The sequence below is a fragment of the Mycolicibacter icosiumassiliensis genome, assembly GCF_900078685.2.
Classification (GTDB): Bacteria; Actinomycetota; Actinomycetes; order Mycobacteriales; family Mycobacteriaceae; genus Mycobacterium; species Mycobacterium icosiumassiliensis.
In genome coordinates this window covers 1,890,287-1,901,430 of record NZ_LT546166.1, presented here as the reverse complement: position 1 = coordinate 1,901,430, position 11,144 = coordinate 1,890,287, and the positions used below count along the sequence as shown (strand labels likewise).

Annotated in this window: 11 protein-coding genes and 1 pseudogene; 4 read left to right on the top strand and 8 right to left on the bottom strand. The window is 65.5% G+C overall.

Annotated features, from left to right (window positions below; translation table 11 throughout):
• Positions 1-65: 65 nt before the first annotated feature.
• The 3 genes and pseudogenes from BN4346_RS49895 to BN4346_RS32995 form a co-directional block, all read right to left on the bottom strand.
• Positions 66-353 (bottom strand): annotated as a pseudogene (locus tag BN4346_RS49895) (DUF4145 domain-containing protein); the annotation flags it as partial.
• 189 nt (positions 354-542) lie between these two features.
• Positions 543-1,517, bottom strand: coding sequence for a class 1b ribonucleoside-diphosphate reductase subunit beta (gene nrdF, locus BN4346_RS33000; RefSeq protein ID WP_096867504.1), 975 nt, complete (start codon positions 1,515-1,517; stop codon positions 543-545).
• Positions 1,518-1,615: 98 nt separating this feature from the next.
• Positions 1,616-3,127: a flavin-containing monooxygenase gene (locus BN4346_RS32995; protein WP_067971198.1), complete on the bottom strand. Its 1,512-nt coding sequence runs from the start codon at positions 3,125-3,127 to the stop codon at positions 1,616-1,618.
• Between the two features lie 176 nt (positions 3,128-3,303).
• Between BN4346_RS32995 and BN4346_RS32990 the strand changes: the two genes are divergently transcribed.
• Positions 3,304-4,686, top strand: coding sequence for a cellulase family glycosylhydrolase (locus BN4346_RS32990; protein WP_067971196.1), 1,383 nt, complete (start codon positions 3,304-3,306; stop codon positions 4,684-4,686).
• 12 nt (positions 4,687-4,698) lie between these two features.
• Here BN4346_RS32990 and BN4346_RS32985 read toward each other — a convergent pair whose 3' ends face one another.
• Positions 4,699-6,225, bottom strand: a complete 1,527-nt coding sequence (locus BN4346_RS32985) for a PE-PPE domain-containing protein (protein ID WP_078058577.1) — start codon at positions 6,223-6,225, stop codon at positions 4,699-4,701.
• Positions 6,226-6,282: 57 nt separating this feature from the next.
• On the bottom strand, positions 6,283-7,029 hold the full coding sequence (locus BN4346_RS32980; protein ID WP_407695072.1) for a TetR/AcrR family transcriptional regulator: 747 nt from the start codon (positions 7,027-7,029) through the stop codon (positions 6,283-6,285).
• Positions 7,030-7,086: 57 nt separating this feature from the next.
• On the opposite strand from BN4346_RS32980, the gene BN4346_RS32975 reads away from it, so the two are divergent.
• Entirely contained in the window at positions 7,087-8,268 is a 1,182-nt protein-coding gene (locus BN4346_RS32975) for an NAD(P)/FAD-dependent oxidoreductase (RefSeq protein WP_067972281.1), read from the top strand.
• A 126-nt stretch (positions 8,269-8,394) separates the two neighbouring features.
• On the opposite strand, the gene BN4346_RS32970 is transcribed toward BN4346_RS32975, so the two are convergent.
• Entirely contained in the window at positions 8,395-9,108 is a 714-nt protein-coding gene (locus BN4346_RS32970) for a LysR family substrate-binding domain-containing protein (protein WP_067971190.1), read from the bottom strand.
• A 28-nt stretch (positions 9,109-9,136) separates the two neighbouring features.
• On the opposite strand from BN4346_RS32970, the gene BN4346_RS32965 reads away from it, so the two are divergent.
• Entirely contained in the window at positions 9,137-9,523 is a 387-nt protein-coding gene (locus BN4346_RS32965; protein WP_067971188.1) for a DUF5997 family protein, read from the top strand.
• Positions 9,524-9,717: 194 nt separating this feature from the next.
• The gene (locus tag BN4346_RS32960) at positions 9,718-10,080 is read left to right on the top strand and encodes a hypothetical protein (protein WP_154677580.1); all 363 of its coding nucleotides are present in this window, start codon (positions 9,718-9,720) and stop codon (positions 10,078-10,080) included.
• Between the two features lie 50 nt (positions 10,081-10,130).
• Here BN4346_RS32960 and BN4346_RS32955 read toward each other — a convergent pair whose 3' ends face one another.
• Both BN4346_RS32955 and BN4346_RS49490 read right to left on the bottom strand, forming a co-directional pair.
• The gene (locus BN4346_RS32955) at positions 10,131-10,514 is read right to left on the bottom strand and encodes a VOC family protein (RefSeq protein ID WP_067971183.1); all 384 of its coding nucleotides are present in this window, start codon (positions 10,512-10,514) and stop codon (positions 10,131-10,133) included.
• Between the two features lie 327 nt (positions 10,515-10,841).
• On the bottom strand, positions 10,842-11,144 hold a 303-nt coding region (locus BN4346_RS49490), incomplete at its 5' end, for a hypothetical protein (protein WP_208863232.1).

Below are 11,144 nucleotides of genomic sequence, written 5' to 3'. Positions count from 1 at the left end.
TCGCCTAACTTCCAACAACATTCGAGCGCAGATAGGGCGCTCCGGATATCGAACAGATGACTGTGGGTTGCGTCGTTTCCGCGCTTCCGGATGTCGTGAAAGACCCCTGCGGTGTCGGCGGTGAGAACCCCGGCACGCTCGAGCGCTGCGATTCGATCGATCTGGCGATCGCCGTCACACCTGGTTCGGGTGCGAATCACGAGTTGCTCGGCCATCACCTCGCCGAACTGGCGGCACTTGATCAGGGCTCCGTTGGGGTCGGAATAGAGCGACGACTCCGCGCCAGCTCCATAGACTGCTAGGAGTGGCTCGATTGTGGCCAAAGCACCGAAGTTGGGTGAGGTTCTAGCCACTTCGACGAGGGGGGGATCGATCTCGACCACGACCGCCCCTTTCCCTGCCACCCCGGTCACTACGTCAGTGGGCAGACTTTACCGGAACGGAGCGACAGGCCACCGGAGAAGCGTCAGCGCTTCCGTCAAGTTTCCGCGAATTTGCGGCCGCTGCCCCGCAAGCCCTGGAGCAAGCAACCGTTCAGAACCTCAGAACTCCCAGTCCTCGTCTTCGGTGACGACGGCTTTGCCGATCACGTACGACGATCCAGAACCCGAGAAGAAGTCGTGGTTCTCGTCGGCGTTGGGCGACAGCGCCGACAGGATCGCCGGGTTCACGTCGGTCTCTTCACGCGGGAACAGCGCCTCGTAGCCGAGGTTCATCAGCGCCTTATTGGCGTTGTAGCGCAGGAACTTCTTGACGTCCTCGGTCAGACCGACATCGTCGTACAGATCCTGGGTGTACTCGACCTCGTTCTCGTAGAGCTCGTAGAGCAGGTCGTAGGTGTACTCCTTGAGCTCGGCCTGCTTGGCCTCGTCGACCAGGGCCAGTCCGCGCTGATACTTGTAGCCGATGTAGTAGCCGTGCACCGCCTCGTCGCGGATGATCAACCGGATCATGTCGGCGGTGTTGGTCAGCTTGGCCCGGCTCGACCAGTACATCGGCAGGTAGAAGCCGGAGTAGAACAGGAAGCTCTCCAGCAGCGTGGAAGCCACCTTGCGTTTGAGCGGCTCGTCACCCCGGTAGTACTGCATGACGATCTCGGCCTTGCGCTGCAGGTTGGGGTTCTCCTCCGACCAGCGGAACGCGTCGTCGATCTCACTGGTGGAACACAGCGTGGAGAAAATCTGGCTGTAGCTCTTGGCGTGCACCGACTCCATGAACGCGATGTTGGTATAGACCGCCTGCTCGTGCGGGGTCAGCGAGTCGGGAATCAGGCTGACCGCGCCGACGGTGCCCTGGATGGTGTCCAGCAACGTCAGCCCGGTGAACACCCGCATGGTGAGTTGCTTCTCGTGATCGGTCAGGGTCCCCCACGACGGCAGGTCGTTGGAGACCGGCACCTTCTCCGGCAGCCAGAAATTGCCGGTCAAGCGGTCCCAGACCTCGGCATCCTTGTCGTCTTGCACCCGGTTCCAGTTGATCGCCGAAGTGCGGTCGATCAGCTTTATGTTCTCGGACACCAGAACCCCATTTCACCCGCCGAAATCTAGGCCTCCGACACTACCCCTGGGGGCCGACAACCCGTGCCAACACAAGAAGTTGTGGTCTGCGTGTCGTGTCAGCCCACTCCGGAAAATCGGTACTCGCCCACCCGCAACGAGCGGGTGGACTGCCAGTACTGCCAGGTCATGCCACTCCACAAAGTCCGGTTCACACCATGCTCGTCGAGATACCAGCTGTTGCAGCCGCCGGTGATCCACACCGAGCCGGCCAGCTTGTCTTGCAACTCGGCGTTGTAGCGGTCCTGGGCGGCGCGGCTGGGCGCCAACGCCTGCGCACCGGCTTGGTCGGCCGCGGCGATCGCCTTGGCGACGTAGCGGATCTGCGACTCGATCATGAACACCACCGAGGTGTGGCCGAGCGCGGTGTTGGGGCCGAGCAGGAAGAACAGGTTGGGCATGTCGGCCACGGCGATGCCGCGGTGCGCCTGGACCCCTTCGCGGTTCCAGCGCTGCACCAGGTCCTCTCCGTTGGGACCGATGACGCCAACGTAGGTGTAAGAGTCGGTGACATGGAATCCGGTGGCGTAGATGATGACGTCGGCTGCGTGTTGCACGTTGTCGGCGGTGACGATGCCGTCCCGGGTGATGCGAGTGATCCGGTCGGTGATCAGGGTTGTCTTCGGATCGGCTACCGCACGGTAGTAGTTGTTGCCGGAGTAGAGGATTCGCTTGCAACCGGCCCGGTACCGCGGCGTCAGCTTGCGCCGCAGCTCTTTATCGCGGACCTGTCGGCGGATGTTGAGCTTGCCGACGGCCTCGATCAGACGCAGTAGGCCGGGGCGCCTGGTCATCGCGAATCCGACACCTTCCAGTGCCCAGTAGATGGCCGCCCGCACCGACAGCCGCAGTCCGGGCACCACCGCGAAGGCCTGGCGTACCGCGTTGGGCAGCGGGTGATGTGGCACCGGCACTACCCACGGCGGAGTGCGTTGGTAGAGCTGCAATTCGGCCACCTGGTCGACGATCGCGGGCACGATCTGGATCGCACTGGCGCCGGTTCCGATCACCGCGACGCGCTTACCGGTCAGGTCCACGTTGTGGTCCCACTGCGCGGAGTGGAATGCGGCACCGGCGAATTCGTCGATTCCCTCGATATCGGGCAGGCGTGGGATATGCAGGCCACCGACGCCGGAGATCAGGAACTGGGCCACATATTCGCCGCCGTCCTCGGTGAATACATGCCAGCGGAATTCGTCGTCGTCCCACGCCGCACGGGTCACTTTCGAGCCGAATCGGATCTGGCGACGCAGGCCGTACTTGTCGGTGACGTCCTTGAGGTAGTCCAGGATCTCCGGCTGCGGGGAGAACAGTCGACTCCAGGTGGCCTTCGGCTCGAACGAGAACGAATAGAGGTGCGACGGCACGTCGCAGGCGCGGCCCGGGTAGGTGTTGTCCCGCCACGTGCCGCCGATCTCGTCGGCCTTTTCCAGGATGAGGAACTCCACACCCTGCTTCTGCAGCGCAATGCCCATGCCCAGGCCGGAAAACCCGGTCCCGATGATCAGTGCCCGGGTGCGGACCGGCGCCCGGCTCCCGGCGTCCTCGGCGGTGGGATCGGTCAGCGTCATCGCTTATCCCTCCCTGTTGGGGTCTTGGTGTTCAGTGTGTTTGGCGGGCCGCAGTCTCGTCAACGCCCGTGCCGCCTCACCTGAGAGTGTCTTCGGCTTGACCTGAAATTTCCCCCGCACCGGCGATACGCTCAACCCCAACCATCACTGTCGAGGCGGTCCTGTAGTTGATCACTGTGCGTCGCATCCAAACGGCGTTTGCCGCGGCCATCCTGACCGTCTCAACCCTGACCGGCGCCGCCAGCGTGCCGGCAGCCAACCCCGTCGCCGCGCCGCCGATCGCGGCACCGCAGGTGATCCACCTGGAGACGATCACCCTCGTCAACGCAGCGACCAGCGATGTCACCAGCCAGGTCTTCGGGGTGGCGGATTCTGACCTGTACAACCTGAACCAGTCCGACCTCGTCGCCCAACTCAGCGAGATCCGCGACCTCGGGGTCACCGATCTGCGCCTAGGCGTGCCGTGGCTCTACATCCAACCCACGGCCACCACCTACGACTGGGCCCAGATGGACAACGTGATCAACACGGCCCATTCGATGGGCTTCACGATCACCGCCGCCATCACCGGCAACCCCGCCTGGGACGGCGCCCTCATCTCGGGCGCACCCGACCCGACCGCGTACGCGAATTTCGCCGCCGAGGTCGCCGAGCGCTACGGCAGCGAGATCTCGTCGTACGAGATCTGGAACGAACCCAACGGGGTGATCTTCTACTCCCCGGTCAGCGCCGAGACCTACACCACCGTGCTGCAGGCCGCCTACACCGCGATCAAAGCGGTCGACCCCGACGCCACCGTGCTGGCGGGAGCGTTGGGCGCCACCACCACCATCGCGGGGCTCAGCGTCAGTCCCCAAGAGTTTCTCGAGCAGATGTACGCCAGCGGGGCCCACGGCTATTTCGACGCGCTGAGCTACCACCCCTACCACTACACGCTGCCGTTCTCCGCGGGCCTGGGCGTGACCAACTCACCCCTGGAGCAAGTCCAGGCATTGAATGCGATCATGGCCGCCAACGGCGACGGCGATCTGAAAATCTGGGCCACCGAGTACGGCAATGCCACCACCCCGGTGTTCGGAGTGAGCGAGACCGTACAGGCCAACTTCCTGGAAGACTTCCTGGTCGCCTGGTCCAAGCTCCCGTTCGCCGGGCCGGCATTTGTCTACAGCGCGCAAGACTTGGTGACCGGGGCACTCAACCACGAAGCCAATTTCGGGCTGTTCACCGACGACGGCACGCCCAAGCTGGCTGCCGAGGTGCTGGCCAACCTGATCGCTGCCAACGCCAACGGCACCCTGCCGGACTACACCGCTCCCCTGCTGCCCGACGCCGAGGTGGTATACGTCCAGCTGGCCACCATGGTCGCGGGCGTGATCAATCAGGGGCTGATCATCCCCAACGCCATCGTCGCAGCGATCTACCAAGTGCTGCCCGAGCCGCTACAGCAGGCGTTCACCGCGCTGTCCGACTTCATCACGGCGACCACCACCCAATTCTTGGAGGCCACCAAACCCCTGGCGCTGGACGCCATCAGCGCGTTGCTCGATCTCGGGTTCTAAGGCCCGCCCAACTCAGCCGAACAGGCCCGCGAATTCGGCCTGAATCTGGGACGTCGCGTGCATGATTCCGATCAACTCGAAGCCCGCCGCCAGCGAGCCCAGCCCGGTGGCCGCGCCCAGCGGAAGACCGAAAGCGTCGACGAGGTCCCCCTGGGAGAGTTCGGAGAAGAAGACCTGCGCCATGGCAGCCGGCAGGGTGGTCGTCAGGGCATTGAGGATGTCCCCGGTCACCATCAACGCCCCATTGATGGCGGAGATCGAGCCGCTGAACGCGTTGGCGATGTCGATAAGGCTGGGCATCGTGAACGCCGCCATGTCCACGCCCGGGTCGGGCCCGTCTGCAACGGCCGACGACAGCGAACCCAAGTCGTGAACGAAATCCTGCCAGCCCTGTTGCGCGCCGTTGACCAGGGCCGTCAAGACATCCATGGGGTTGACGTCCGGGAACAACCCCATCGTGGTCGGTACGTTTGCCGGCCCGGTGTCCCAGCCGTGTTCGATCTGCCCGTAGCCCAGGTTGACCAGCACCCGCAGCGACGGCTGCACCAGGTCGGCGATCGCGTTCCCGAATGGGCTGCCGCGGAACGGCTCCAGCAGCGGAAGGTTCTCGGTGGGGATCATCCAGTAGTTGGTCGCGGTGCTGGCCGTCACGCCGTCGGGCAGCTCGCCGACGTAGTCCACCGAGCCCGGCAACAGAATCGCGTTGGCGAGCTGGCCATCAGGAGTCATCGGCAGCATCGGGTATTGGTTGTGCGTGTAGAGGATTCCGGCTACCGCATTCAGATCGGCAAGCAGATTCATCGAGTAGCGCGGAAAGTCGGCAAACCCGTCGTACTCCAGCGTGTAGTTGTTGGTCTCCCAAGGACCGTCCGGGGTTGCGCCATTGAGCGTCAAACCCAGTGACGCAATGGGCACCGATCCACCGAACTCCGGCAGATTGAAGATCTGCATCAGCCCACCGTTGGGGTTGTTGGGGTTGCCCAGCAACGTGAACGTCAGCTGGTCAGCGTCCGGTCGCTGATCAGCGGGCAACGCCAGATATTGCCGCATCAGCAGCGTGTCGATCGAGGCGCTTTGCGAATAGCCGTAGAGGTTAACCGCATGACCCAAGTCGAACTGGTTCTGGACGGCCAACTGCAGCATGGTCAATCCCTGTGCCATCGACACGTCCAGCGGCAACGTCTTGACACCGGTAAACGGCTGCAGTCCCTCCGGAGTGAACAGGGCCTGCGGGGTGAACCCCGGATGCAACGGCTGAATGAAGCGCTCGTTGACCGCGTCGATGTAGTCCTGGTGCGGTATCGGAATGCCGCTGCCGCCGAACACGATCGAGCACCCGACCACATCCACCGTCATGCATGCGTACGGGTCACCCGGCGGTCCCCCGAACGGAAAGGTGGGCAACGCTGTCGGCGCGACCGCCAACGCCGCGGTTACCTCGGACGCCGCGGTCGCTTGCGGCGCCGGCACGACCAGTGCTGCTGCGGTGACCGCCGACAACAGTCCGGACCCCATCCACCAGACGTTATTGTGTGTCATTCAGCCGTTTATACGGCATTTATCAGGTTGTCGGGCGTGATTCGGGCGGATCGCTGATCAGGCGACCGGTTGACGCCGGACCGCCGACCGGATCGGCTGATCGGGGTCCATCACGATGCCGAGGTTCTGGGCGGTGCCACCGACGACGCTGATCATGATCGTCGTCAGGTAGTCCACAAACGTGTCGCGGGGCATGCGCCGCGGGCTGTCCAATTCCGGCCCCAGCCACCAATCGGTGGCCGAGGTAGCGCTACCGAAAGCCGCGAATGCGGCCAGATCCAGCGCCCCTCGGTTGAGCTCCAGGTCCTGCAATTCGTTGTTGATCATCTCGGCCATCGCCAGGGTGATGGTCCGGCCTTCCTCGAGTGCCCGCATCCTCGATTCGGACTGCGCGCGCGCCCGACCCTGGATGAAGAACCGCAGTACATTGGGGTGCTCGTCGACCAGGGCAACGTACTCTTGGACGCTGCGCTGGACGATGTCGCGCAGCGAGTTGGTGGCAATGTCGATAGAGGCGAAGATCGCCGTCCACAGGTCGTCGCGCAGCCGAGCCCCGACCGCCTCGAACAGGTCGTCCTTATCGGCAAAATGCCGGTAGATCTTGGGCTTGGCGGTGCCGGCTTCCTCGGCGATCTCCCGCACGCTGACCTCGGGGCCGAGCCGGTCGATGGACCGGAAGGCGGCGTCGACGATCTCGCGGCGGACCTTCTTGCGGTGTTCGCGCCAACGTTCGCTGCGCGCGTCGACCTTTTTCCCACCGTTTTCGGTCGGCTTAGGTCTCGTCGTTCCGCGCACGTCAAGCACCTTACAGCGTTGCCGTCGCTGACCTGGGCAGACCGGCCGTCGGCTACCATCGCCGCTGTGGTGCAGCGATTCGACCTTGCAGTTGTCGGCGGAGGTCCAGCAGGGTCAGCGGCCGCTTGGCAAGCCAGGCAGGCCGGCGCGAGCGTGGTGGTCTTGGACAAGGCGGAGTTCCCGCGGGACAAGCCCTGTGGTGACGGACTGACCGCGCGCGCCGTCAGCTACCTGCAGAAAATGGGCCTGGCCGAGCAGGTGGACAAGTTCCACCGGGTCAACCGGGTGAAGGTGTTCAGCCCCAGCGAGTGGGAGCTGTCGTTTCCGCGCCGACCCGGCATGCCCAACCACGGCTACGTCGCCCGCCGCCCGGAATTGGACACGTTGCTGCTCAAGCACGCCGAATCGGCCGGAGCCGAGATTCGGCAGTCCGCCGAAGCCGCCGGCCCGGTACTCGACGGCACCGGCCGGGTGACCGGGGTGCTACTCAAGGGCGGTGAGAAGGTGCTGGCGGATGCGGTGATCGCCGCCGACGGCGCCTACTCGCCGATCAAGCGGGCGCTGAAGCTGGACTCGGACTACAACGGCTACTCCGCGATCGCGATCCGCGCCGAAATGCCCGCCGTCCGGCCGGACGTCGACTCCCTCGACATCTACATGAAGCTGGTTTTTCAAGGCGACCAGCTGCCCGGCTATGGGTGGGTGTTCCCGCTGGGCGGCGGCCGGGTCAACATCGGCTTGGGCTACGTCAACAGCTACAAGAACTGGCAGGCCATCAACGCCACGCACTTCCTCGGCGAATTCCTGGAGACGCTGCCGCGCGAGTGGGAACTGCCGTCGATCACCGAACTCAAGCAGTCCAAGACCGTGCGAGCCTGGCGACTGCCGATGGGCTTCACCGCGTGGCCGCCGTGGCGGCCCGGCGTGCTGTTCACCGGGGACTCCTTGGGTGCGGGCCGGCCGACCTCGGGTGCCGGGATCTCCAAGGCGCTGGAGTCGGGGTTGGCCGCCGGCGAGTGCGCGGTCGCGGCGCTGACCAACGGCGGACCCGACGATTTCACCAACTATGCGCAGCGGATGGAAGCGGCCTGGGGCCGGGAGTACAAGCGCGGCCGGTTCTTTCACAAGCTGGCCGGTAAGCCAACGCTGGCCAACGCCGGACTCAAGCTGCTCGACAACGCGCGATTCCGCGATCTGATGCTCGCCCGGCTGTACAAGGGCCAGGAGGGGCCGGCGCACACGCACTGAGGCCCGGCTCCCCCGCGCCGACGCGCCGACGCGCCCCCGCGGCCCCCGCGCCGAGCGGGAATCTCACGACGCGCCACGCCGGTGGGGCGCCGGCAGATTCCCAGACGCGGGTAGTGCGTCGGCGCCTCAGCGTCGACCGCGACCAGCCCCGCCCGGCTTGCGAGCGACCTTGCCCGCGGCCGCCCGGGCCGCCTGCTTGGCGAGGGTTTTCTCCCGCGCGCTGCGTTTGGGTGCCGGCTCGCTCTGTCCTCGCGACGAACCGGGTTTGCGGCCGCGCACAATGCCGACGAACTCTTCAACCAGCGCCGTCTGCGGGCCTTCGGCGAAGGCAAGCGACACCGGACAGGTGGGCGCATCGCTGATCGGACGGTAGGTGAGGTCCTTACGGTGATACAGCCGAGCCAGCGACTGCGGAACGATCAGCGCACCCAACCCGGCCGCCACGAGTTCTACTGCGTCCTTGGTGGTTTCAGGGCGATGGTCGATCGGGTTGCCGGGAGCGTCCGCCCAGGCGACCACATCATCGAGCGGGAGCAGTAGCGGCTCGTCGCCGAGATCCGCCGAGGTGATCTCATCGACGGCGTTGAAGACGTGGTCCTTCGGTACCACGGCCACCGTCGTCTCCTCGTAGAGCGGAATGACAGCCAGCCCCGCGGTGTCGGACGACGGCCGCAGCAGCGCCACATCGACGGTGCCGGCCCGCACCGCGGCGGCCGCGTCTGCGGCCTCAACGGTGTGCAGCAGCAACGGGACGTCCGGATGCCGCTCCGCCCAGACGCGTGCCCACTTCGCCGGCGTCCCGCCGGGGACGTACCCGAGGGTGAGGGAAGGCGAATTCACCGCATCAGGCTACCGATAGGCTGGCCCCATGAGCAGGCCGAACGCGCAGTCCATGAAACCCGCCACGGCGGCCAAGAAGCTGGACGTGTACCTGCCCGCGACGCCCGCGGAGTTCCAGGAGAACGCGATCACCCGCACCGAGCTCGCCGCCTTGCAGGCCGAACCGCCGCAATGGCTCAAAGACCTGCGCAAGAACGGGCCGCACCCGAAGAACCTGGTGGCCGCCAAGCTGGGCATCTCGATCTCCGGCCTCACCCGGAGCGGCGTGGACAATGTGCTGACCACCGAGCAGATCGCTGCGCTGCTCGAGGAGAAGCCGGAGTGGCTGGTCGCCGAACGTGAGAGCTACCAAGAAGTCCTGCGCGAGCAGCGGCGCATCAAGGCATTGCATGCCGACCAAGCTCGCGAGAGCTGATTCTGCGTGCTGCCAGCGTCGTCGAGAAATCGGCTGTCTAGGTTGAGAATACGGTTTCGGTCAGCATCCAGCGAGCTCAGAATCGACGGCGTCCGAGACGCCTACTGACTGATCCGGTGTCGGGTAATCTATCGGCCGATCAGCCCCCACCAGGAAGGCATGCCATGCACGGCAAACGCCGTATTACACGTCTCTTGGCAGCGGTCGCCTCAGCGGCTGCCGCCCTGGCCGTTGCGCCGGCTGGGGTGGCGCCTCAAGCACACGCCGGGATCTGCCCCGGCATCCTGGGCCCGATCTTCGTGCCCGGCCCCTGCGGTCCAGGCCTGCTGGGCGCCGTCGCCAATGACGTCATCGCCGGTGCCACCGCCGGTGCCGTCGGCGGCGCGATCGACCGGCCCCTCGCCAGCCACGACGAAATCGCCGCGCAGCAGACCGCTGGCCTTCCGCCCTGCTACGCCCCGTCGGGTCAACCCTTCTACACCGCCGCCGGAGAACCGTGCCCCGCGGGAATGGAACATCCCCCGGCCGAAAAGTCGGCACCTGGGCCTAAGACCTAGCCACTGCAGGTATCGCTGGCGCTGGCCGGCGTGAATACAAGCTCCTCAGCTCAGGGCAGGTTGAGCTGCCAGGACACCCCGAATCGGTCGTTGACCCAAGCGAACGCGGTGGAGAAGCCGTAGTCGCCGAGCGGCATCAGGGTGGCGCCGCCATCCCCCAGTTCGGCTACCAGCCGTTCCAGCTCCGCGCGGTCGGCGACATCCACGAACAGCGAGCTGGACGGGGTGAAGTCGAAGCCGTGCTTGACCGCACTGTCGCTGACCAGCACTCGTAGCCCGGCCAGATCGAGCTCGGCCAGCATGATGCCGGTGGCCGGTTCGGGGTGCGGGGTCGAGGACACGACTGAAGCGCCGGGGAACGCGGCCAGGTACAGCTCGATCGCGGCGGCAGCGGTGCCGCCCTGGAACATGAGGAACGGTCGGACCCGGGTCATGCCGCTACCCTATCGACGCCGGTACGGGTGAGCCCGTAACAACAACCGTCCCCAGAACACACCGCAGGCAAGGGGTGCCTACAACACGTAGGACACGGCACCCTGCACCTCGGTGCCCTTCAGCGCCATCTGCCGCCGTCGCCCTCAGTCCCACCGACGCGGAAGCGATCAACCCATTTTGCTGCCGTGGCCGGCGCGCGTCAGAACCGCTCACTAACACGTCGGATTAACCAACCGTCGTTGCACGGTAATCATTGACTCAGTGACTCAAACACATCCGGTTACCGCCAATCTCGAGTCGCGTGGGCGTATCGATGTCAGTGCCGCTTAGCCGTTCTGACCCCACTTACCGTCCAGCCCACGGCTTCCAGGAACGGCAAACTCACCGGGGGCTCCGCCGGGAAGTCCGATCCCACCCCCAGCAGTTACCGCCCCGGCCCCGCCGCCGGTACCGCCGCGCCCGCCGGAAGCGCCAAATCCGGCGTTACCGCCGTCGCCACCCTTACCGCCATTACCGGCGTGGCCACCGTTGCCGCCGTTGCCACCAACGCCACCGCCATAGGAGTTGCCGCCGCGGCCGGCGAAACCAACAGTGCCACCCACGCCGCCTTTGCCGCCTAGGCCGCCATC